Source organism: Streptomyces sp. NBC_00525, from assembly GCF_036346595.1.
Taxonomy (GTDB): domain Bacteria; phylum Actinomycetota; class Actinomycetes; order Streptomycetales; family Streptomycetaceae; genus Streptomyces.
This window is the reverse complement of sequence record NZ_CP107834.1, coordinates 6,769,136-6,791,671: the sequence shown is the minus strand read 5'-3', so window position 1 is coordinate 6,791,671 and position 22,536 is coordinate 6,769,136. Positions and strand designations below refer to the sequence as shown.

The window sequence follows — 22,536 nt, the reverse complement described above, 5'->3', positions numbered from 1 at the left end:
GCACTGGACGCTGAGCTGCTCCGGCAACACGCTCAAGGTCTACGGCTGGGTCGAGGACACCCGCGCCGATGGCGACTGCGCCTTCGTCCACGTGCACGCCGGCAACGGCGGGGGTGATAGCGCGGATGCATGCGGCTGGGGAACGCGCACCAATTTCGACATGTCCTTCCCCCCGTACCAAGAAGGCAGAAGCCCGCCTTCAGCTCGAGAACTGATCCGCGCACAGGGGCGTGCGCGATGGCCGTGCACCGGACATGCACGAACACGCTGGGTCCTTCTGACGCGCAACCTGCGCCGGGTCCTTTCCCACAAAGGGGTTGGGGCCCGGCTCCTTGGGACGGCCTTCCTCATGTGCTGCTCTTCCCTCCATCGGCCCCCGGTACCGCCAGCTCGACACGTTGTCATGGGGGGATGCGGGGGAGCAGATCGAGAGGCCGATGCCTGGTTCACTGGTGCGTCCCTGGGCCGGGCGCGGACGGCTGGATGCCCAGTTCTGTGAGTGTCAGGCGGCGTTCTGGTGGGAGGCGGTCCCACCGGCGCCGGGCGTTGGTGAGCCACTGCCCAAGACGTACTGGCCCTTCGGCGAGGTGCTCGATGTGGCGCTGGGGCACGTTCAGGTGGCCTTCTCTGGCGAGGAAGACAGTTGCTGCTTCCAGTCCACGCCGGAAGGACTGTTCTCGTGCGGTGAGCGGGGGCTGTGGCGTCGAGGGCGGTGTGGTGGTGTGCAGCCCCAGGTCTTGCAGGAGGCGGAGCTGGCCAGGGTGGGTGGGTGGTGTGCTGCGCTGGGTGCGGAGCCACTCCCCTAGGCGGATGCCTTCGGGGGTGACGAAGGTCCGCGGGACATCGGTGAGGATGTGACCGGCCTCCTGATGGTGGCGGGCGGCGTGGTAGCTGCGTTGCCATGTCAGGGGCCAGGCCGGGTTCCAGTGCGGGTCGAGGCCTGTCAGGGCGTGGGTGCGGGCAGGAGTGAGCTGGGCTGCCCGTTTGCGTTGGGTGGCGAGCCAGCGGCCGAGGGCGAACCCGGTTTCGGGCTCGTGGTGGTCGACGGGGGCGGCGAGGTGGCCGTGGGCGGAGGCGTAGGCGGCGGCGTGGGCGAGGCCGCGGTCCCAGGCTTGTTGGTGGGGGTTCCAGATGATGCCGAGTTGTTCGAGGGCGTGAGTGCGTGCGGGGTCGAGGGCGTTTTGGTTGTGGAGGTGTCGTTGCCAGGTGAGCCAGCGCCCCAGGGCGAAGCCCGTCGGGTCCTCGTAGATCTGGGGGATGTCGAGGTGGTGATGGGTGCGGTGGTAGCGGCGGGCTGCGCCCAGGCCGCGGCGCCATTCAGCGCTCTTTGGTTTCAGGACGCGCAGGGTGAGGGCGAGGGCGACTTCGTCGGCCTGGGTGGGGCGGTCGAAGTGGAGCCAGTGTCCGGGATCGTCGCCGGTGAGGGTGGGACGGTGGGTGCGGGGGTCGGCGAGGCGTGCTTCGAGGCGGCCGTCGTGGGCGCGGAGGGCTTGGATGGTGCGCCACAGCGGGGTGTAGGCGTCGGCGCCGAGGAGGTCGTCGGGGTTTTCGTCGGGGGTGAGGTAGACGGGGACGATCAGGGTGGCCTTCTTGTTCGCACCGGGTTGCTGGCGTAGGGCGCGGCCGACGGCCTGGACGGTGTCGACGGGGCTGTTCTTGGGGTCGGCAAAGACGACGGCGTCGATGGAGGGGACGTCGATGCCTTCACCGAGGACGCGGGCATTGGCCAGGACCGCAGGTTGCTCGGGGTGGGTGTGGGCGGCGAAGTCGAGGAGAATTCGGCGCCGGACGCGGGGTGGGTGGGTGCCGCTGATCCATTGCGACCACAGGCCGTCGGGCTGCAGGTCGGTGGGGAGGGCGGCTGCGGTGTCGGGGAGGGTGGTGGCGAACGCTCGGGCATCGGCGACGCGGTGGTGGAAGGTCAGGACGCGGCGCAGCTTGTGGTCGTGGATGGCTTTGAGGACGGCGACTTGGCGGCCTGCGAGGCGCAGGCCGTCGACACCGGCGCCGGGGCTGGTGGCAAGCCAGTCGCGCAGGGTGGTGTCGTCGACAACGGGAACGAGAATCTGGTAGTCGGCGAGCAAACCGAGGTCGATGGCGTCGGACAGGGACAGCCGGTAGGCGACAGGGCCGAAGAGGGATTCGTCGTCCATGGAGGCGACGGGGACCTCGGCTCGGTCTTGGTCTGGATCCCAGACGCGGGGCGTGGCGGTGAGATAGAGCCGGCGGGCTGCGGGGACCTGTTCGTCGTGGTGGATACCGGCCCAGGCTTTGCCGAGGCGGCCGGCGGTGCGGTGGGCCTCGTCGACGATCACCAGATCCCATGGGGGCAGGCCGTGGCTCTGATGGGCGGCGATAACCGTGGGCAGGGAGGCGTAGGTGGCGTAGACCGTGACTGGCTCGCCCGTGCTCTGACTGGTCAGGGCGGTGAGCTCGGCGGGGCTGGTGGTCATCGGCAGGTCGCCGGTCGGTGTGCGGTCGATTGCCTGCCGTGCCGAGCAGACGGCGACCGCTGTGCCTTTGCGGCCTGTTGCCTGCCAGGAGCGGGCCGTCTGGGACAGCAGGTCCAGGGTGGGGACGAGCAGCATGACGCGGCCTCGGGGGGTGAGGCGGCTTGCGGTGCGGGCAGCGATGAGGGTCTTGCCGGTGCCGCAGGCGGCGATCACGCTGGCCCTGGGGTGGGTGCGGAGTGTGTTGACGGCTGCTGTGACGGCTTCCTTCTGATGCGGTCGCAGGTCCATGGGGGTGGGCGGCATGTTCTCCTGCCGGTCGTCAGGCTCGGACGCGGTGGTGGGTCAGGTGGGCGAGGACGTGCTGGTTGGCTTCCCAGCCGTCGGGGAATTTCGCGGGGACGCCGAGGTGGACGGGGTCGTTGGAGGGGTGGCTGTCGAGGAGGTCGGCGATGCCGGAGCGGGCGACGACGATGCAGGCGTGCCGGTGGCGTGAGGCGAGCACGCACAGACGTCCGGCTTCGAGGTGGAAGGCGGAGGAGTCGCGGCGCCCGGACAGGGGGTGCAAGACGATGGTGATCGCGTATTCGCGGCCCTGGAGGCGGTTGGCGGTGTCGGCGCGTACGCCGTGGGTGCGGGGGGTGCGGTTGAGGAGTTGCTGGATGAGGCGGGCCTGTTCGCGGTGAGCCGTGCCGATGGCGATGTCCTGGGCTTCGAGTTCGCGTCCGGAGGGATGCTTCTCGCACACGGCTTGGGCGCCGCGGTCCAGCAGCCGGGCGGCCAGGGCGACGGTGGCGCGGGCGGCTTCGGGGTCGGTGCGGGCAGTGTGTCGGGGCGGCAGCTCGTGCAGGGCCCAGCCGGAGCGGGCGGCCTCCTCGATGGTGTCGTCGAGGGTGCTGCGCATGCCGCTGGTGGTGAAGTGCAGGCTGCGTGTCTGGGGGGCGGTGCCGGCTTGGAAAGGGTTGAAGGGGTAGAAGGCGCGGGCGACAAGGCTTGCCGCGGAGGTCGGAAGGCGCCAGGAGACGGGGAGCCTGTGGATGGTGGCGTCGTTGTGGTTCATCAGGACGGTGACGGCACTGTTCATGGGGTCGTGGGGCAGGCCGATCCAGCGGGGGGTGTGGATGGTGGAGAACGGGTCGAGCTGGCCGGGGTCTCCGACGAAGAGGGCTTGTTCGAAGAGCTTGGCGATCAGTAGCAGGGCGTCGGAGCGCATCTGGTAGGCCTCGTCGATGATGGCCCACCGCCAGCGGGGGCCGTCGACGTTCGCCCATTTTTTGGCGGTTGCCACGATGACGTCGCAGGCGAGGACATCTTTGATGTCCGTGCTGATGGTTGTGCCCGTCAGGCCGTAGATACGGTCGGGGACCTGGTAGGTGTGTCCGGTCAGGCGTCCCAGGCGCAGCTGAGGGGTTTGGGGGTCGGCGAGGCGGATGAGAAGGTCGTCGACCTGGTGGTTGGTCTGGGCGATGATGATGCACCGTTCGCCTGCTGCGGCGAGGGTGTGGGCGGCTTGGGCGACCAGAGTGGATTTCCCGGCGCCGGGCGGCGAGTCGACGACGAGGGCCTGGTCGTTGCCGGCGGCGAGCGTGTCAAGGACGCCGTCGACGGCCGCGGCAGCCATCTCGGCGGGTGAGGGTGCGGGCGGGTTCATGGCTGGGTCTCCTCGGCCTCGTCCAGGGCGGCGGGGTGGTCGTGCTGGGGGCCGCCGTGGGTCCAGGGGGTGTTGTCGCGGCTGGGGAAGGGCGGCTGCCGGAAGAACTCAGGTGCGAGGGTGAGCTGGAGGTGGTCGCCGACGGCGGGTACGGACGTGCGGTTGGGTTTGGCGACGGTGCCCTTTTGTGTCGTGACCTCGAGCAGGAGGTCGGTGCCGCCGTCGCGCGGTGTGATGTCCCGGATGGCCAGGTGCACGCGGGGGTTGTGTGGGCTGGTCAGCAGGTGTCCGACGTCCAGGCGTACGGGGTCGGTGGTGTGCAGGGTGAAGCGTGGCCAGAGCTGGAGGCGGCCGGTGGGGCCGGTGATGGTGCGGTCGGGGTCGGTGTCGATGACGATGCCGGCCAGTGCTTCTCCGGTGGTGCGCCGCTCGGCCATGATAAAGGGGTCTTCCAGTGCGCGGCGTGCTTCGAAGGCGCCGGCGGCCTGTTCCAGGCGGGCCAGGCGGCGGGCGGCGGAGACCGCGTCGTCCTTGATGGGCTGGGGGCGGCCGTCGTCGGCGAGGTAGGTGCTGAAGGAGGTGAAGCGGTCGCGGTCGGCGTCCCAGCGCCGGTGGGCGTCCGGGGTCTGGGGCAGGCTGCGCAGCAGGGCCAGAGCGTCCCAGGCGTCGTCCCAGGTGGGGGTCAGATAGGTGTGCAGAAGGTCGTGCAGCCGTTGGGTGTGCCGGGTCATGGCGGCGGTGTTTCCTTCCTCGGCGGCGGTGCCGAAGGCCTTGAGGAGGGGGTCGAGTTCGATGGTGTCGAACGAGGGGTCGGTGGCCGGGCCGGCGGGCTGACGGTGAGGGGCTTCGGCGGCGAGGGCCGCGTGCAGGCCGGTGGTGCCGGGCGGTGGGTTGATCCAGGCCAGGAGGGTGGCGAGGTGTTCGTCCTCCAGGGGGCTTTGGCCGGTGACCCAGTGGGTGGTCAGCAGGTCGGTCAGGGCCAGCAGCAGGGCGGAACCGGGGTGTTCGGCGTGTTCGGCGAAGAAGGTCAACCATTGGCCCAGGCGGCCGACGCTGCGGGCCGGGTCGGCCGTCTCGGGTGTGTCGGTGAAGCGCAGAGCGCGGCCCAGCCGGTCGAGGTAGCGAACGGACTTGCGGTTGGCGACGAGGAGTTGGGGGGCGTGGGTGTGGCGCTGGCGGGCGGGTTTGGCGCCGCGGGCGGGGAGGCGTTCGGTGTCGGGGAAGCTGTCGATGTAGGTGAGAATGCCGGCGGCCAGGTCGTCCAGGAATGCGGTGGGTCTGCCGCGCGGGGGTGCGATGAGCAGGTTCGGGTGGGCCTGGTCGTCGCCGTACATGACGGCCAGCGGGGTTGCTTCGGTGCCGGAGCGGTTGAGCGGCAGGACGATCAGGGGCCGCTCGGTGAGGTGGAAGTGGCGGATGGTGCTGGCGTCCTGGGCCTGTTCGGTTTCGGCTGCCTTGAGGCGCAGCAGGCTGGTGAGCATGCTCATGCGGACTCCCGTAGTTGGGTGTGAACGGCGTGGGCGTGCTGCAGTGCGGCGGCCAGGTCGCTCTGGTCGGGGGAGGGTTCGCGGGTGCCGTCGGACAGGCGCAGAGCGGTGGTGATGTGGTCGATGCCGCCGAGGTCGTCGCGGACGGCGGTGCCCAGGACGTCGATGGAGCCTTCTTCGCGGGCCTCGCTGCGGCACACGTAGGCAAGGTCGCAGAAGTGGCGGCAGGTGGGGGTGTAGCGGGCTGCGGTGCTCTGCAGGGCTTCCGCGAGTGCTTTGGGGTCGCGGGTGGGCCGGTTGTCCTGGTCGGGGGCGAGGTCGAACGTGATGTGGGGCGGCAGCGTGTCCAGGAGGGGTTCGATGCGGGTGAGCCGGCTCAGCTGGCGGGTGAGGGAGGCGACTTTCTTGCGGGCGTCGACCACACTGGCGGTGGCGCGGCGGCTGAAGTTGCGGGGCATGACGAGGATGACGTCGTCGGAGACCTTGTTCTGGTCGATGCCCTCACTGTCCAGCAGTTCTCGCAGGGCGAGGATGTAGGCGGCGGCCTGGGTGACGGCTGCGGCTACTTTGGCCGGGTCGGCTTGGCCGTCGACGACGGCGAAGGACTTGATCTCGACGATGTGAAAGACGCCGTCGACCTGGAAGGCGACGACGTCGGGTTCGAGGTAGACGGGGTTGCCTGCGACGGTCAGCTGCAGGATGGGATGGTCCAGCAGCGTGCGGGCCGGGCTGGTGGAGCGGACGGCTTCCAGGATGGCGGTGCGGGTGTAGGCGTGGCGGACCTGCAGGGAGGCGTCCTGGGTGCCGACGTTGGCGAGGTCGGTGTGGGCGGCCTCGGGCAGCGGCAGGCCGAGGATTTCGCGCAGCAGGCGAAGGAGTTCGGCGCCGCCGTCGGCTTTTACCTGCTGCTCGAAGACGGCCCCGCTCCTGAGGGCGAGAGCGGATTTGGCGAGTGGGCGGGGCTTTCCCAGGTGGACGGCGATGGCGTCCTTGTCGACGCCGGCGGCGTCCAACAGGGCCCGGCGGGTGCAGCCGGGATTGGTGGTCAGGGCCGCGAGGGTGCGGGCGTCGTGTCCTTTGGCGAGGACGGGGCCGCGCAGCGCGTCGAGCCGGTCGTTGAGCAGACTCACGAAGCTTCCTTGCGGGTCGGGTCAAAGGTGGTCAGGGAACGGAGCGCAGCCGGCGGGCGGACTGGAATGAGCCGCCGAACAGCAGTCCTGCGTCGTCGAGTTGATAGCGGGCGCGCTGGGCCGCCTCGGTGCGGGTCGTGGTGTCGGTGTCGGTGTGCAGGGCGAGTTCGTCCTGGGCGGCGCGGCGCAGCAGCGGCAGGTCGATGGGCGGGCCGACGGTGGTGCGTTGCTGTATGGGGGGCTGGGCGCCGGGGATGTTCTGGGCGTAGCGGGTGAGGAGTTGGCGGGCGGCCAGCGGCAAGGTGTCGGTGTCAAGGCGTTCGGCGGCGTCGGCGATGTTCAGGGCGCTGGTGAGGAAGTGGACGCGTGCGCTGAGGGGGCCGACGATGCGCTGCTCCAGGGGCCAGGTGCTGACGGTGAGCAGGCCGCGGGCGGGTGAGAGCAGGTCCGAGGTGAGGGCTGGGCACAGGTAGTAGGGGCGGGCGCCGGGGGCGGAGCGGTAGGAGCGTTCCTCGTCGCGGCGCAGGCTGGTCAGCCGTGAGGGGGCCAAAGCGCCGGCGAAGAAGGCTTCATGGACGGTGCTGATCAGTTTGGGAGCGGCGGGCACCGCGAGGAGGGTCAGGACCTGGTGGACCTGTTCGCGGGCGGGTAGCGGGGTTACCGGCTCCGCCGGTGTGCTGTGCGCGGGGGTGCCGCGTGATGTTTCTTCGCGAGCGGCTGTCTCTTCGGTGTCCTCGGCCTGTTCGAACAGGGCGTCCCAGGCGCGCTGGGCGCGGCGTAGGTCGTCGCGGAGCTGTTTGACCTGGCCGTTGTCACGGGCCAGTTGGGCGCGCCGCATGGCCTGCTGCAGCTGTTGCATGCGTTGTTCGAGTGCGTCCAGATGCTCGTGCATGGCAGCACCCTACCGCATTCCAGCGTTTTCCAGTTTTCTCCTGTAATTGCTGTTGTAGAGTCGTCGGCACTTCGCCGACTGCCTCTGCCGCAGGGGCGTCGGGCAGTCCTATCTGCGCTGAGGAGAGCCGTTCATGAAAGCCCTGCACACATCCGACTGGCATCTGGGCCGAACCCTGCAACGACGCTCCCGTGACGAGGAGTTCGACGCCGTCCTGGCCGAGATCACCGCTATCGCCGAGGCGGCGCAGCCTGATCTCATCGTGCACAGCGGCGACCTGTTCGACTCCTACCGGCCCGCCCACAAGGACGTCCTGCGCGCCCTGCGCTGCCTGAACGCCTTCGCCCGCATCGCGCCCACCGTCGTCCTGGGCGGCAACCACGACTCCCCCGAGCTGTTCGACCTGCTCAACTACGTATGCGCTCTGCGGCCGGACACCGACCAGCACCGCCTGCGTTTCGTCCACAGCCGCGGCGACACAGATCCCGGCACCGTGCTCGACTTCGACAGCCGTGACGGATGTCAGCGCATCCGCCTGGCCGCCCTGCCGTACGTGCACCCCAACCGCTACCTGCACCTCTTCCCCGGATTCGGTACCACCGCGGGCGCCTACGCGACCGGCCTGCGCGAGCTGCAGGAGGGTCTCCTGGCCCGGCTGCACGACGGCTACGACCCCGAACGGGACGTGCTGCTGTTCACCACCCACCAGTACGTGACCAGCGCCATTCCCTCCCGGAGCGAGCGGATGTGGGAGGTGCGCGAGCCCTACGCCACCGACGCCGACGCCCTGCCGCAGGTCGCCTACTGCGCCCTGGGGCACGTCCACAAACCTCAGCCCGTCGGCACCGGGCGGCCGGCCCGCTATGCCGGAAGCCCTTTGCAGATGGACTTCGGCGAGAGCGAGGAGACCAAGAGCGTCACCGTCGTCGAGGCAGGACCGGGCCGACGCACTCTGGTCACCCCGCACACGCTGCACTCGGGACGGCGTCTGGCCCGGTTCCACGGCACCCTGGAGGAACTGGGCGCCGATGCGGCCCAGTACAGCGGCGCCTACCTCAAGGCGGTCATCCGCAGCGACGAACCCATCGCCCGGCTCGGAGACAGGGTCACCGAGCTGGTGCCGCATGCCATCGTCGTGGACGTCGAGGAAGACTGCGCGGCCACCCGGGCCAACGCCCTGACCGGCATCGACGCCGCCGATGACAGCCGGCTCGACATCACCGCGGCCTTCAGTGCCTACCTCGCGGAGGCCGGCACTCCCGGACAGAACGCCGACGAGGTGGTAGCCGCTTTCGCCGACCTGCTGAACGCACCTGATGCAACGCCACCCTCCTCCCCCGCCGAGCATCTGCTCGCCGAGGCCATCGCCACCCCCTGGACCAACGCCGCTCACGGCCGAACGGAGACGGCATCATGAAGATCGTCCGCCTGACCTTCTCGGGAGTCCGCAGCTACCCGGACACCTGCACGATCGACTTCACCGGCAAGACGCTCATCGGCATCCTCGGCGACACCGGCGCGGGCAAGACCAGCATCCTCGAGGCCATCACCGCCGCCCTGTACGGCAGATGCTCCTGGACCGACCGCGTGGCCCAGCTCCGCTCCGACCGCTGCGCGGCCATGATGGTGGAGTTGGAGTTCTCGGTGGAGGGCCAGCACTGGACGGTGTACCGCGTCTTTCACGAATCCCGTCCCACGCAAGCACGTCTGACAGGTCCGGACGGCAAGCGCACCGATGGAGTGCGCCCCGTGGACGATGCGATCAGGAATCTCATCGGGATCGACTACGTCACCTTCAAGTCCTCCGTCCTGGTGCCGCAGGGCCGCTTCGGAGACCTGCTCAACGCCGGCGACGCCGACCGCACCCGCATCCTGAAGTCTCTCTTCGGTGTCGACGAACTGCAGCGCGTTCGTCAGCTCGCCACTGAGTCGGCCGGCCGTCTCAAGGACCTCATCAGCCAGGCCCGGCGCGACGACGCCCGGCTTCACGACGATCCTCGCGCGGAAGCAGAGGCGGCACGGGAACGCCACGACGCGGCTCACGCCGGCGCCGCGGACCTCAGTGGCCGGCTGACCGAGCTGCGCCGACTGCAGACCTCGACGGCACAGGCCCAGCAGCACGCGCGCCGAAGCGCGGATGCCGCCAAGGTGCTCACCGAGCGCAGCATCACGACCTCCGACAGCATCACCGCCTCCGTCCGGCAGGCCCAGGGCGAGATCCAGCAGCTGCAGCGGGTCAACAACGATGCCGAAAGCACCGCCCAAGCCGATCTCGAGGCCGTCACCGCCGAGCGGGCAGCTGCAGCCACGGCAGGTCTGGCGCCCGACGCCCTGGCAGCGGCCTCCCAGGTCCTCAAGGACGCGCCCGGCCGCATCAGCACCCTCACCGACGGGGAAACAGCGCATGCCCAGCTTCTGACCGAGCTCGAGAGGGAAGAGGAAGACCTGGCCACACGTGCCGGCGAACTGGAGGAGGCCGGGCAGAGCGTCGAGGAGACGCGCGGGCAGCTGCAGGGCGCCGAGGAAGAAGCCGCCGATGCAGCCGATGCACTGCAGGCACTGACAGCCTCCGTCCGGCGCGCCGGTGAAGCAGCGAGCGCACTCGCCCAGCAGCGTGCCGCCCAGGCTCTCACGCACGGCAAACTGGCCGCCCTGCTACAGGCGCCTCCCTCCAGCGACCTGCACGCGGCCCGGGCCGCCACGCAGCACGCGCAGGACACGCTGGACGGCATCCGGCGCCAGGAAGCGGCACACACGGCGGGCGACGGCCTGGCCGCCGGCGACGGCTGCCCCGTGTGCATCAGGACCCTGCCCGACGACTACCAGCCGCCGCAGCCGCACAACGCCGAGGCCCTTGCTCTTGCCAAGGACACGGCGGACAAGGCCCTGGCCTCACTGGCCCGCGCCGAACGCGAGCACACCCTGCACGCGCACGAGGTCGGGCAGCTTCAGGCAGCCCAGGACGGACATCACCGCCAAGTGCAGGAAGCCACGCGCGTGCTGGAGGACCAGACGCCCCTCGTACGGCAGCGGGCCCGGGAATTCGCCGTTCGCAGCGCCCATGCCTGCCCCGACGTCTACGCGAAAGAGCTGGAAAGCGCCGCCGCGGCCGCCCTGGCCCACATGGCCGCATCTCCGCCACCGGCCGTTGCCGAGCAGGAGGCCCTCGGCGACGAACTCCTCCGCGACGCCCGCGACCGCCTCGCGCAACTGCAGGAGACAGTCGCCTCCGGCAGAAAAAAGCTGACTCAGGAGGAAACGGCGGCAGAGGTGGCGCGCGCTTCTCTGCAGACGGCCTCGCTCGCCGCGAAGAAGCGGCGCACGCAGGCATCCCGGACCACCGAGCGGCTTCAAGACGAGCAGCGCAGCCTGCTGGCGAGCCTGTCTGCACTGCCCGAGCTCGCACGAGGACGCCTGCCCCAGCAGCCTGCCCTCCCCCACCCCGACCACCTGGAAGCCGCTGCCCGGGCCGTTCGGCACGAGCAGAACCATCAGCACGAGCTCGCCCAGCGGCAGGAGCAACTGAGCGGTCTCGTGCATTCGCTGAAGATCGAGCGGGGCGAACTGGTCGAACGCCTGCAGCGGGAGGTGACCCGGCCTCTGCACGAGCTGGGGGCTCAGCTGCAGCGATGGGCGGACAGCGCTCTCGACGCGACCGCGCTGGTTGAGGAGGCCCGACGCCCCGTGCTGCCCTTGCCGCCCGGGACGGACGACCCCGCGGCCATGGAGGACTACGCCGCCGGCCTGGAGAGCGCCAGCGCCCTCCTGCTCGCCGCCCTGGACGAGCACGGCACCGCAGCACGCGCAGCCCTGGCAGAGCTGACCACGCAGCTGCACGCGCACGCCGAAGTGCTGGCCGCCGCCTACCCCGGCAGCACCGTACTGCAGATGAACCCCGAAACAGATCCGCTGGAGCCCACCCTCCTGGACAGCCTGAGCAGCTACGCCGGCACCCTGCGCAATGAGGCCGCGCGTGCCCTGCAGGAGGAGGAGCGGGCCCTGTCACAGATTCCGCACAAGGACCGGCTGAGGGCAGCCATCAGCGCCGGGGAGCGCCAGCTGGCCGCCTGGCAAGCGGTGAGCGCCCACCTGACGGACGGGAAATTCCTCGGCCATCTCACCGACCTGCGCACCCGCGCTCTGCTCGCCCACGGCAGCGAACTGCTGCGACAGCTCTCCGGCGGACGGCTGGGCTTCGCCGCCGACTTCGACATTGTCAACCTCTCCAGCCACGCCCGCCGCAGCTCGCGCACCCTCTCCGGCGGAGAGACCTTCCAGGCCTCACTCGCTCTGTCCCTCGCGCTGATGGAGATGCACGGCCGCAGCGGCACCCGTCTGGAGAGTCTCTTCCTCGACGAGGGCTTCGGCACCCTGGACGCCGCCCGTCTCGACGGTGCCCTGCAGGTCCTGCGCACCCATGTCGGAGCCGACAAACTGCTGGCCGTCATCAGCCACCTGCGCCCGGTCGCCGAGACCGTGAACGACGTGCTGTGGGTCGAAAAGGACCACCGCGGCTCGAGGGCCCACTGGCTGAGCGCCGCGGAACGCGACACTTTCATCCGCGAGAACCTCCACAACCTGGCGGATCTGACATGACACCAACCGTCCACCACGGCAGGTCCATCCCCCGCGGCAGAGGTGCTCGCCTCGTCTCTCGCCGCCGGAGGCGTCACGCAGGGCTGGCGCGCTCGTTACACACCGTGCACGATGCAGGTGCGTATACCGGAGGGAAGCCCTGCGACCAGGCCGGATCAAGGTTGTGCAGCCGCGATCAATTCGTTGCGATTTTCGCAACTCCTGATTACGGTGGTGTAGTGACTGAATCGTTGAATGCGCGAGTGCGCCGAGTACTCGAAAGCGCCGGCGAGAATCAGGGTGAGTTCGCGCGACGCCTCGGCATGTCCGCCGACAAACTGTCCAAATCACTCAACGGCACCCGCCGCTTCACGTCCCTGGAACTCGCGCTGATCGCCGAGCTGGGGCACACCACTGTCGACTGGCTGCTCAACGGAACCGTGCCGCACGAAGGACTGTCCTCCATGGCGGCGCGGACCAAGCCCTCCACCAGCGCGTCGTGCGAAGACGGCAGGGAGGAAGCCCTCCGCCACGCCGAGATGATCGACGCACTCGCAACCGCCGGCTACACCGTCTCCCGGCCCTCGCTGCCCAAGCCCCCGCAGAGCGGCAGTCTCCTGGAGCAGGGCACCCGCCTCGCCGAAGCAGCACAGGCAGTGATCGGCACAAGCCCGTGCGGCATGCCCGTGCGGGCACTCGCCGAACTGTGGGAGCAGAGATTCGGACTGGTCGCGGCCGCCACCACGCTGCCCGACGGGCTCGACGGTCTGGCGTGGGACAGCGGAACATTCCGGCTCATCCTCGTCGGCCGCACAGATGGGTGGACGCGTCAGCGCTTCACACTCGCCCACGAGCTCGGCCATATCCTCGCCGGCGACGCCGCCGACAAGCCCCTCGCCGAGCACATCGCTCCCAGCCTCGACCGGGGTCAAGCCGAGATCCGGGCCAACGCGTTCGCCGCCGAGCTGCTCATGCCGAGCAAGGAGCTCATGGCCCGTTCAGGCGACGCGGCCGTCACCGACCGCTCGGCGTTCCTGTCCCTGGCCTGGAACTTCCAGGTCTCCCCCAGCGCCATGGCGACCCGGCTGAGAACCCTGGGCATCATTACCGACGAACAGCGCCGCCAGTGGTCCGGCGCCACCACGCGCATCGCTGCAGATCACTGCGGCGATGCCGAAGGCCACATGCAGCACGCCCAGCAGGCCGGCGACGGCTGGTACTCGGCGAGTCTGGCGAAACTGGCCATCGCCGCTTACGCCAAGGGCGACATCAGCATCCGGCCCGTGGCCGCGGTGACAGGCCTGCGCCCCGAACGACTCCTGGATCTCTTCCACCCCCAAGCCGGCCCCGAGGAAGCCCCCGTCCCTCCGCCCGTCGCGACAAGCTCACCAGAACTGGCCTTCCATCCTTGACCCGATGGTGCTTTCCCGACAACACCGTGCTGTGCAATTTCGCCTCCATCGACCGCCTCGACCTGCTCAGAACCGTCCTGGACGGGCGCGGAAGACGGACCGAGGCCGTCGCGTACGAGGCCCGCTCCTCCGCCCTTGCTGCCCACCCGCGGCTCGCCGATGTGCTCCTGGAAGGCTGGCAGGACTTCAAGGAATCGATCTGGCTCAGCGACGACCGGGCCGCCTGCGACTTCGCCGAGCGTCAGGACATCACCACGTGGCGGACCAAGGACGTCATGGCGCACGGATGCAACAGGGGCGACATCTCACCGCTGCAGGCGTTCGCCCTTCTGCAGCAGATTCGAAGCCAGGGCCGGTCTCTCGACGTGCCGCCCAGCACCTCAGATGAGGCCAGACACGGACACGGTCGGAAGCAGTCAGCTTTCGGCGACTATCAGTCATCCCGGCAGGTCACACGTGCCATGTTCCTAGGCTGACCGGCAGGGCGCCTACCGCGCCCCGGTCACGGCGAAGGGGAGACGTCGCAATGGAGGAAGGTCTCGACGCTCACGCGCCGGATCCTGAGCCGGACGAACGTCAGCTGCTCTACCGTCACGTCACGGCCGAGCACTCGACCGAGTACCTGGCCATCATGCGGCTGTTCACCGAGACACTGCTGGCCGACCTGTCCGCCGAGGACGTCAGAACCCGGCTGGCCGAACGCGGTATCCGCCTGTCCCTGGAACAAGCGGAGGACCGCTGCATCAAGCTGGTCGGCTGGAAGAACCTGATGCCGTCCATGCGTGACCCCCGCGTGCCCACCGTGGCGGCGTTCCAGCACGCCAGACGGCGGTTCCAGACCACCAGGCTGGGCAGCGCGGTCCAGCGCCAGATCGACGAAATCCTGCAGACGAGCGACGGCGCGCGGGAGGTCGCCCGCGAACTGCTGGGCAGCATGGTGACGCTGCTGGACCGCATCCTCCGCCAGGCGCGCACGCCGCACACCGCTGATGCCGAGGCCCTGGCCGCTGACGTCACCACTCTCTTCAACAACCAGAAAATCTTCGTCGAGAGCGTTCGCGACTTCTACACCTACCTGTCGTCCGTCCTCTCCCGCTACGACCTCGTCGACGACGAGTACGCGTCGTTCAAGGGACTCCTTCTGGAGTACGTCGATCTGATCGACACAGACGTCAGCCGGCACGCTCCCGCCGTCCTGGACCGGCTCGAGCAGCTCGAACCGATCGTCGGCAGCATCCTTGCCGTCCTGGACAACCTGCCCGGCCTCACCTCCGCAGACCCTGCCCAGGTTCAGCGCCTGCCAGGCCGCCAGCGCACGGACTGGACCGAACTGCTCGCCTGGTACAGCGGGTCGGAGGGCCCCTCCGGACCCTCGCATCTGCGCTCTGCCGCAGAAGCGGCTCTCAACCAGCTGATCACCAACGCCCGGCGCCTGCTGGCGTCGGCCGGAACCACCGGCACGCGCCGGGCGGATCTTCTGCACCTGGCCGCTCTGTTCACCCAGGCAAGCGCTGAGGAAGCACACCGGGGATTCGCGGCCGCCTACGGCACCTACCCGGCACGGCATATGGGGCTGGGCCCGGACGAGGCGGACCCTCGGGCAACACCGGCCCACTCCTGGTGGGACACCGATCCTGTCGATGTCCCCGTCTCTCTCAGAGAACGGGGCGACCGTGCGGCCCGGGGACGCACGGCACGCATCCCTGATCCAGGACTGGACCGCGAACGCCTGACCGCCCAGTTCGAGGCCGAGCAGGCCGAGCGGCAGGCTGCGGCGGCCGAGCTGGCCGCCGCGGGGCAACTGAACGGCAGGACTCTGACGCCCGCAGCCCGCGACCTCCTGCTCGACCTCGTCTCCCAGGCGCTGGTCCAGCATCCCTCTCTGTCAGAACCCGTCAGCATCACCGGGGCAGACCTCGACGTCACCGTGCACGCCGCTCCCTCGGCCGCCGAGGCAACCCGCGTCCTGGCCCACGACGGCGACACCACCTTCACCGGGCTCGTCCTGCATGCTTCGGCAGCCAAGCCCGCCGGCCCGCCTCTTCCCGCCGAGAAACCGGCCGCCGACGGCACGCTGTCCGGCGTGCCCCGGCGCCATGACGCCGCTGCCTCCCCGGACGGGAGCAGCCAGTGAGCGCTCCCTTGGCATCCCGAGGTACCACCGCACAGCATGAGGCCGCAGAACGACAACTCGCAGCCCGGACCCTGCTCGCGCAGCCAATCCTGACAGCGCACCGGCAGCCCGCCGAGCTGGCACTCGTACGGCGTCACTCCACCGCTCTGCGGTCCATGTTCGCGCAGATCCTGGGCTACCCCCTCATCGTCGAGCATTCCTTCGCCCGGCTCGTCAAAGCACCGCCGAGCAGTGACAGTCCGCAGCGCCACGTCCGGCGGGGCGACAGCCCGGTCTTCACGCCACAGACGTACGCCCTGTTCACCCTCGCCTGCGCCGCTCTGCTTGCGCCTGGTACGGAAGAGCAGCTCTTGATCTCCTCGCTGATCGAGCAGATCCGCGCCGATGCGGCCACCGCCCGTGTCGACCTGCAGGACACACCTGCTGAGAACCGGCGCCTGGTACAGGCCATCGGCCTCCTCATCGACTGGGGCGTGCTGACCGAGACAGACGGCTCGCTCGTGGCCTGGAGCGAAAGGAAGGAGGAAGCTCTGCTGACCATTCACCGCCCTCTGCTCGCTCACGTCCTCCCCCGTCCCCTGCGCGGCGTGAACTCTCTGCGGGATGTGATCGCCCAGGCACCCAGCGAGCTCGCCGAGCCGCGCCGCAGCCTGCGCCGCAAGCTGGTGGAGAACCCGCTGGTCCGACGTGAGGACCTGCCCGCCGACGAGCGGGATGTCCTGTCGCGTGAGCGCTCAGAACTGACACGCCTGCTCGAAGAGCATTTCGGCCTGACACTCGAGGTCCGGGCTGAGGGCGCTGTGGCCTACGACGTCGAGGGAACCCTGAGCGACGTGGAGTTTCCCGGCACGGGAACGGTGCGTCAGGCAGCCCTGCTCCTCGCCGATGCTCTGACCGACCTGGGACGCCCCGCCTCCGGCAACAAGGCGACCGGCAACACCCCTGCCGTCCATGGCCTGCTCACGCCATGGCATGTGGTGGACGAAGAGCTCGCCCACCTTGTCAGCAGGTACGCCAAGGCATGGTCGGCCGCCTACGTCGCTGACCCGGCACGGCTCAGAGGTGACGTCGTCGCTCTCCTGGAGTCGGTCTCCTTGGGCCAGGCGCGGCCCGACGGGCTGGTGCTTCACCCGGCCGTGGCGCGTTACCGGCCTGAACCCCGTATGTCCCTGCGCAGCAAGTCGGCTGTCCGCCCTCCGTCTCCGCAGCAGACCTCTGCGTTCGCTGATACCGCACTGCACACAGACATCCTGTTCGACGCGGCTACTTCCGGGGAGAGTCCATGACCACCGTTCCACTCCCCCGGCAGCGTACGCCCGAACCGGAGCACGACCGCTGGCGGATGAACCGCGCCGGGATCGTCAACGTCTGGTTCTACTACGACCAGCGTTTCGACCTCTCAGGGGGCCGGCTCGTCCTGCGCGGCTCGAACGGGTCGGGCAAGTCCAGGGCACTTGAGATGCTGCTGCCCTTCGTGCTGGACGCCGACAGACGGCGCATGGACGCCACCGGCTCAGGAAAAGTCCGCCTGGAAGACCTCATGCGCGCAGGCGGTGAGGGACAGCCCAACCGCCTGGGATACGTATGGCTGGAGCTCACCAGGACCACCGCGGCAGAGATCGCCGTCGAGTACCTCACCGTGGGTGCGCTGGTGCGCTACTCCCACAGCACAAAGGAGGCCAAAGCGTGGTACTTCCTCACGCCGTTGCGAGTCGACGACGACCTCACCCTGATGGACCCTGGCCGCATTCCGCTTTCCCGGGAAGGCCTTATCGAGGCTATCGGGGCCGACCGCCTCACCGCCTCACCCGAAACCCATCGCGACCGCGTCCGAGCCGCTGTGTTCGGCCTGCACGGCGACCAAGGCCGGGAACGATTCGACGGGCTTTTGCAGCTTCTGCACACACTGCGCTCTCCCGACGTAGGCAACCGCATCGACGAAGGGCGCCTGCCTCAGATCCTCTCCGACGCGCTTCCGCCCCTGTCCGAGTCCGCCATCGCACGCGCGGGTGAGGAACTCGACGGCTTGGAGGAGATGCGCGCCGCACTCGGCCGGCTCGAGACTTCCTACAACCATGTCGCCGACTTCCTGAAGGTCTACGCCCGTTACACGACCGGCGTGTTGTGCGAGGCAGCCGACGACGCCCTCACAGCTGCGTCGACCTCGCAACAGGCGGACCACACGGCCGCAGAGCGCGCAGCAGAGCACGAACGGCTGACCGGCGAGCACGCGGCGAAGCAGGCGCAGGAAGAGGAGCTCCAGGGCCTGTGTGAGGAGCTGCGAGCCACCACCACCGGGATCCGTGAATCCACGCAGTACAAGGCAGCACGCGAGCTCGGCGAGCGCGACAAGACCGTCCAGGCCCTCGCCTCAGCCGCCAACAGCGCCCTTGAAGCCGCCGCATTCGTGCGCCGTGAAGAAGACCGAGCCGCACGCACAAGCAATCAGGTGGCCGGGGACCTGCAGAGCCACGCCCAGGAAACCCAAGAACTCGCGCATCGTGCCACCGCCCTGCTCAAACAAGCCGGCCTGGACACGCCGGTCCCCTCGCGGCTTGCCGTCCGGCTCGGCAAGCCGCCGGCAGTGACCGAGCCGGTGCGCACCGCGCCGGAGTCCGACCCCGAGCCGCACACCCGTCCCATGGTGCTGTGCGTCGAACCCCCCGCTGTCGAGGCGCAGGCCGCTCTGGAAGAGACGGGCCGGGCCGCGGGTGCTGCCAGGGCGGCTGCCTCGACGCGCGCCCAACAGGCTGAGGTCCGCGGCCGTGACGCCCGCCGCCTGCGCTCTGAGCACGAGCAGGTCATGCGTCAGCGCGACCGGGCGGAGGACTGCGCCGCATCCGCTGCCCAGTCAGAGGAACGGGCGCTGACAGCTGCAGGCGAACGGGATGACGAAGCGGTTGCTCTGGCTCTCGCCTGGCGTGAATGGGCCGGCGCCCCTGAAACGGCGCACCTGCTGGGCGACGTCGGCTGGGCCGCAACACCGGTCGGCGAAGCACTGAAGACACTCGAGGCATGGGCGGGCGGGCCCGACGACGGCCGAGGGGCCGAGGAGCAGCTGGCCCGTCTCGACGCCACTGCTTCGCAGGCCGCCTTCCCCGCTCGTACACGGCACGCCCGGCAGTTGTCGGCCCTGCAGACCGAGGCAGAGGCAGACGCGGACCTGCGTAGGGGCCTGCTCGGGGAAGCAAAGGCACTTCAGCAGGAACACGACCCCGCTCCCCCGGGGCCGCCCTGGCTGAACCAGGTCGTGGACGGTGCCGTGCCGCTGTGGCGTGTCCTGGAGTTCGTGCCCGGAACCGATGCGCAGACCCAGGCCGGTGTGGAAGCTGCCTTGCTGGCGTCGGGCCTGCTGCACGCGTCGTTCACTGCGGATGGCGACGTGGTGGCCCTGGACGGTCAGCTGCTCATCAGGGCCCAAGGGCCCACGGTCTTGGAGTCTTTGCGGCGTGTGGTGACGGTGGCAGATGACTGCGGAGTACCGCGTCAGCAGATCGAGGCTGTCCTGCATCGGATCGCCCTATCTCCGGGGCACTCGACCTGGGTGTCGCCCGACGGATCGTGGGGAAACGGGCCTCTGACGGGTCGCCATCAGCTTCCCTGTGCCCGTTTCATCGGAGCTGCGGCGCGGGCTGCCGCGAGGGCGGCACGCCTGGCTGAAATCGGGCAACACCTTGCCCAGCTCGAGCAAGCAGCTCAGCTGCGTAGCGAGAAACGGGAACGGCTGGACTCTTCTCTGAGGCGCCTGGAGGAGTATCTTCTGCTCGCGCCGCAATCCGCCCGGCTGGCGACGCTGCGGCTGCGAGCCTCGTCCGCCAGGCAGGATGCATCCGCCCTGCTGCGCGAGGCGGAGCAGATGCGGGTCAAGGCCGAGGAGGCTGAGCGGGAATGGTCGGCCCGTCAGCACAGCCATCGCGAGGTCTGTGCTGCGCTGGGACTGCCGGATGCCCCGGTGGGGCTGGAGGCCGTGCAGTCCGCTGCGGGCTTTGCCGAGCACGCCTGCACGGAGCTGGAGCGCTCGAGTGAAGCACTGGGCCGGCTCTTCGAGCGCCACCGCCATCTGGTGGGCGAGGGGGCCGAGATGGCTGCGAGCCGCAAGGAAGCAGAGGAGCGGGCCGAGTCAGCCTGTCGGGCCTGGTCCAGGGAGGCGGCAGCGGTGGCGGCGCTACGAGACTCGCTGGGAGCTGACCCTCAAGAGATCCATGACCGTCTCTCGGAAGCTGAGCGAGCTCTTGTGAAGGCGGAGCAGGACCTGCGCCGGATTCAGCAGGCCGTCCATGGGCTCAACGGCAGCAAGGCTGCCGCTGAAGCCCGCACCCGGCAAGCCGACGAGGACTCCCTCCGGGCTCGGCAAGAGCTCCTCCGGTGCACACAGATCCTGCATGGGCGTGTGTCACAGCCGGCCACGGCCGTCGCTCTCACATCCGATCCAAAGGCGCACGGCGCATTGCTGTCGGTCACGGCATCGCCCGGCGACATTTCCTCCGCCGTACAGGCGGTGAAGGCTTGCTTGCGTGCCCCCCAGAGCACCGCAGACGCCACTGCCCTGATCAGGGCCCAGTCCGTGCTGGAACGCAACACCGCCGGCGCCTTCGACGTCATCGTCACGGTCGACGAGGGGTTTCATGTCGTAGAGGTGGCCGACGCCACGGGCCGCCAACACGTCGCCCAGGCAGCCGTCTCGCTCAAAGAGCGCCGTGACCGAGGCCGCAATGCACTCACGCAGCGGGAGCGCACCGCCTTCCACAACTTCGTTCTCGGCGGCATGGCCCAGGAGCTGAGAAGTCGCATCGGGGAGGCCCGCAAGCTGGTTTCAGGCATGGACACTTCCTTGGGCACCATCTCCACCAGCCATGGCATCGGGGTGAACATCCGCTGGCGTCTGGCCGACGGCGCGAATGAGAGAGTCCAGCGTGTACTCGATCTCCTCAAGCGCGACGTCGTCATGCTCAAAGACCGAGAGTCCGAGGAACTCATCGACCTGCTCAAGAACCTGGTGGACGACGCAAATGCCGCGTCGCCCGAAGCCGGGTACGCCGCCCATCTGCGCACGGCCTTGGACTATCGCGTCTGGCACGCCATGGACATCATCATCACCGGCCCCAATCCAGGCCAGGAGCGTAAGATCAGCCGCCGCGCCAAGCTCTCCCAGGGCGAGACCCGGTTCGTGTCTTATGTGACCCTGTTCGCTGCCGCTGATGCCTTCCTGAGCAGTCTGCCCGATGCTGGGCGGGCTCTTCGGCTCATTCTCCTCGACGACGCCTTCGCGAAAGTCGACCACGCCACCGTCGGCGAGTTGATGGCCCTCCTGGTCCGCCTGGACCTGGACTTCGTCATGACCGGCCACGCGCTGTGGGGGTTCTACCCTGAAGTACCGGCAATCGACGCCTACGAGGTACGACGTGCAGAAGGCACGGCTGCGATCACTACGCACGTGCACTGGGACGGCCGCACCCGGCACTTGCGGGCTGCGTGATGCCCTCTCCGCAGTTCCTGCTGCCGGATGCCACCCGCGCCTATCTGAGTCATCCGAGCCTGGAGATGCTGTGGGCAGCCGCACGGAAGCGGCTCGAAGGCAACCGGCTCTCTCCCACAGGTACCGTCCAGGTGTTACTCGACTCGGAAGGCGCAGAGAGGCTGCAAGGCATCCTGGGGCGACCTGTGGAACCGGGGATGCGCCGGGTGAGCCTGGCGGCCCTTGAGACCGCCTTGCGGTCGTCATCGGCCGCATGCGGACTTGTCAGCGCTGTTGCTGACCTCACTGGTCATCCACTTCGCGACCGTGCGGCGGCCAGTGCGGCGCACAGCGCGCAGTGGACCGCGATGTGGCAGAAGGCCGATGAGCAGCTCAGCAAGGAGGGGCTGGCGGACGAGCCGTGGATTGCTCTTTGGCTGCAGGGCATTCGCAACGCGGGAGTTCTGACGCGGGTCGGCGCTGAGGCCGCTGCACGCGCCATGGCGGGTTGCGTCAGGGCATTGTCTGTCTTACGGCCGAACCTCGATCCGGCCTCGGGAGACTTCTTCAGTGGAAGATCCTGGGAGCTGGCTGAACTCGCCGCACTCGCCACCGGTGACGCCCACGGTCTCGATGAGGGCCGGCTCACCGGTGCGCTGGTCCTGCGCGCGGTCGCGTCGGCGATTTCCGAGCCGCACGCCCGGTCAAGCGCGAGCCGACGGTTGTTGTGGGAACGGGCGGGCGTCAGCGTCGACAGTGTCTCCGGCACGGTCCTGGTCTGGAAGCTGGAGCCGCCAGGCACCCATCCGTGGTCTGTGATGATGCGGTCCCGCAGTGCGCTGTCCTTGGTCACGCATCTCGCCTTGCAGGAGTTGCGGTCCGTGCCCGATCTGCCGCTGACGGCCGCCGGGGCGAGGGTCTACGCGTGCGAGAACCCGCAGGTTCTTCAGGCCGCGGCGCGCTACAACGTGCCGTACCCGCTGGTGTGTGTCAGCGGGAATCCCTCGGTTGCCGGAATCGCCCTTCTTCAGCGGCTTAGCGCTGGCGGAGCCGACATCGCCTATCACGGCGACTTCGACTGGGCAGGCGTGTCCATCACGAACCGGTTGATCGAGGCTGGTGCGCGCCCATGGCGGATGAGCAGCGACGACTACCTGCAAGCCTGCGGCGCGTTGTCGCCGGAGAACGTGACAGCCCTGACGGGGGCCCCCACCAGGGCCGTTTGGGATGCCGACCTCCAGCAAGTCATGCAGAGGCAAGGCATCGCGATCCACGAAGAATCCCAACTCCCGCTGCTGCTGGCCGATCTCCGGCGGGAGTAGGCGTGCGCCACATCCACATAGGACCGTG

General features: G+C 69.2%; 13 protein-coding genes. 8 read left to right on the top strand and 5 right to left on the bottom strand.

Annotation, left to right across the window (positions count from 1 at the left end; all coding sequences use genetic code 11):
• Positions 1-446: 446 nt before the first annotated feature.
• From OG710_RS29700 to OG710_RS29680, 5 genes are read right to left on the bottom strand one after another with little or no spacing between them, the layout of a single operon-like run.
• Positions 447-2,756, bottom strand: a complete 2,310-nt coding sequence (locus tag OG710_RS29700; RefSeq protein ID WP_330237482.1) for a DEAD/DEAH box helicase — start codon at positions 2,754-2,756, stop codon at positions 447-449.
• A 16-nt stretch (positions 2,757-2,772) separates the two neighbouring features.
• Positions 2,773-4,101 (bottom strand): AAA domain-containing protein, encoded by a 1,329-nt coding sequence (locus OG710_RS29695; RefSeq protein WP_330237483.1) that lies wholly within the window; start codon positions 4,099-4,101, stop codon positions 2,773-2,775.
• Positions 4,098-5,588 carry a hypothetical protein gene (locus OG710_RS29690; RefSeq protein WP_330237484.1) on the bottom strand — a complete coding sequence of 497 codons (1,491 nt, stop codon included), beginning with the start codon at positions 5,586-5,588 and terminating at the stop codon, positions 4,098-4,100. Before OG710_RS29690 ends, OG710_RS29695 begins: the two co-directional genes overlap by 4 nt.
• On the bottom strand, positions 5,585-6,718 hold the full coding sequence (locus OG710_RS29685) for a hypothetical protein (RefSeq protein ID WP_330237485.1): 1,134 nt from the start codon (positions 6,716-6,718) through the stop codon (positions 5,585-5,587). The genes OG710_RS29690 and OG710_RS29685 overlap by 4 nt, the downstream gene beginning before the upstream one ends.
• A 31-nt stretch (positions 6,719-6,749) precedes the next feature.
• The gene (locus OG710_RS29680) at positions 6,750-7,610 is read right to left on the bottom strand and encodes a hypothetical protein (protein ID WP_330237486.1); all 861 of its coding nucleotides are present in this window, start codon (positions 7,608-7,610) and stop codon (positions 6,750-6,752) included.
• A 133-nt stretch (positions 7,611-7,743) separates the two neighbouring features.
• Here OG710_RS29680 and OG710_RS29675 point away from each other — a divergent pair, with 133 nt between their 5' ends.
• From OG710_RS29675 to OG710_RS29640, 8 genes are all read left to right on the top strand, one after another.
• Positions 7,744-9,027 carry a metallophosphoesterase family protein gene (locus OG710_RS29675; RefSeq protein WP_330237487.1) on the top strand — a complete coding sequence of 428 codons (1,284 nt, stop codon included), beginning with the start codon at positions 7,744-7,746 and terminating at the stop codon, positions 9,025-9,027.
• A complete protein-coding gene (locus OG710_RS29670; RefSeq protein WP_330237488.1) occupies positions 9,024-12,206 on the top strand; it encodes an SMC family ATPase in 3,183 nt (1,060 codons plus the stop codon). Before OG710_RS29675 ends, OG710_RS29670 begins: the two co-directional genes overlap by 4 nt.
• 218 nt (positions 12,207-12,424) lie before the next feature.
• On the top strand, positions 12,425-13,597 hold the full coding sequence (locus OG710_RS29665; protein WP_330237489.1) for a helix-turn-helix domain-containing protein: 1,173 nt from the start codon (positions 12,425-12,427) through the stop codon (positions 13,595-13,597).
• On the top strand, positions 13,594-14,073 hold the full coding sequence (locus OG710_RS29660; protein WP_330237490.1) for a hypothetical protein: 480 nt from the start codon (positions 13,594-13,596) through the stop codon (positions 14,071-14,073). Before OG710_RS29665 ends, OG710_RS29660 begins: the two co-directional genes overlap by 4 nt.
• Positions 14,074-14,123: 50 nt before the next feature.
• Entirely contained in the window at positions 14,124-15,731 is a 1,608-nt protein-coding gene (locus tag OG710_RS29655) for a TIGR02677 family protein (RefSeq protein ID WP_330237491.1), read from the top strand.
• The gene (locus OG710_RS29650; RefSeq protein ID WP_330237492.1) at positions 15,728-17,017 is read left to right on the top strand and encodes a TIGR02678 family protein; all 1,290 of its coding nucleotides are present in this window, start codon (positions 15,728-15,730) and stop codon (positions 17,015-17,017) included. Before OG710_RS29655 ends, OG710_RS29650 begins: the two co-directional genes overlap by 4 nt.
• Entirely contained in the window at positions 17,014-21,207 is a 4,194-nt protein-coding gene (locus OG710_RS29645; protein WP_330237493.1) for a TIGR02680 family protein, read from the top strand. Before OG710_RS29650 ends, OG710_RS29645 begins: the two co-directional genes overlap by 4 nt.
• Positions 21,207-22,508: a TIGR02679 family protein gene (locus OG710_RS29640; RefSeq protein WP_330237494.1), complete on the top strand. Its 1,302-nt coding sequence runs from the start codon at positions 21,207-21,209 to the stop codon at positions 22,506-22,508. The genes OG710_RS29645 and OG710_RS29640 overlap by 1 nt, the downstream gene beginning before the upstream one ends.
• Positions 22,509-22,536: the final 28 nt, after the last annotated feature.

Coding starts and splice junctions, on each gene's coding strand:
- OG710_RS29700 (WP_330237482.1), bottom strand. CDS start 2,756: ATGCCGCCCACCCCCATGGACCTGCGACCGCATCAGAAGGAAGCCGTC.
- OG710_RS29695 (WP_330237483.1), bottom strand. CDS start 4,101: ATGAACCCGCCCGCACCCTCACCCGCCGAGATGGCTGCCGCGGCCGTC.
- OG710_RS29690 (WP_330237484.1), bottom strand. CDS start 5,588: ATGAGCATGCTCACCAGCCTGCTGCGCCTCAAGGCAGCCGAAACCGAA.
- OG710_RS29680 (WP_330237486.1), bottom strand. CDS start 7,610: ATGCACGAGCATCTGGACGCACTCGAACAACGCATGCAACAGCTGCAG.
- OG710_RS29675 (WP_330237487.1), top strand. CDS start 7,744: ATGAAAGCCCTGCACACATCCGACTGGCATCTGGGCCGAACCCTGCAA.
- OG710_RS29670 (WP_330237488.1), top strand. CDS start 9,024: ATGAAGATCGTCCGCCTGACCTTCTCGGGAGTCCGCAGCTACCCGGAC.
- OG710_RS29655 (WP_330237491.1), top strand. CDS start 14,124: ATGGAGGAAGGTCTCGACGCTCACGCGCCGGATCCTGAGCCGGACGAA.
- OG710_RS29645 (WP_330237493.1), top strand. CDS start 17,014: ATGACCACCGTTCCACTCCCCCGGCAGCGTACGCCCGAACCGGAGCAC.
- OG710_RS29640 (WP_330237494.1), top strand. CDS start 21,207: ATGCCCTCTCCGCAGTTCCTGCTGCCGGATGCCACCCGCGCCTATCTG.